The organism is Saccharothrix sp. ST-888, from assembly GCF_000955975.1.
In the GTDB taxonomy this organism is placed as follows: Bacteria; Actinomycetota; Actinomycetes; order Streptomycetales; family Streptomycetaceae; genus Kitasatospora.
On the sequence record NZ_JYJF01000516.1, the window covers coordinates 1 to 368 of the forward strand.

General features: G+C 74.7%; 1 pseudogene. It reads right to left on the minus strand.

The features are described from left to right. Nucleotides 1-123: 123 nt before the first annotated feature. Nucleotides 124-368 (minus strand): annotated as a pseudogene (locus tag UK12_RS43935) (hypothetical protein); the annotation flags it as partial.

A 368-nucleotide genomic window follows, 5' to 3' on the forward strand; every position in this document is an offset into this window, starting at 1 on the left:
CATCCGCTCCGCCCGGACCGGGTCGCGCTCCACCCTGACCGCCCGGCAGGAGCGGTGGCCGCGCAGTCACTCGATCGCCATGCTGCCCGCACCTCCGCCTCCACCCCAGGGCAACTCGCCCGGTCACCGCGCCAGTGCCTCGAGCGTCGCCGCACCGACCTGGTTCTCAGTCAGCTTCACGTCCCACTCGTACGCATTGTCGGGCAGACCGGGCACCAGCCACCCACGAGGCGCGCCGGGCGCGCCCGTACACTCGACTGCGATCCGGTTGGGCGCGGCGCCGGGCCCGTACGGCCCGTCCTCAGCGCAGGCGTCCCAGGGCGGCCCCCGCGGGACGTCGCTGTGTTCCACCCTCCGACGGGGCGTAG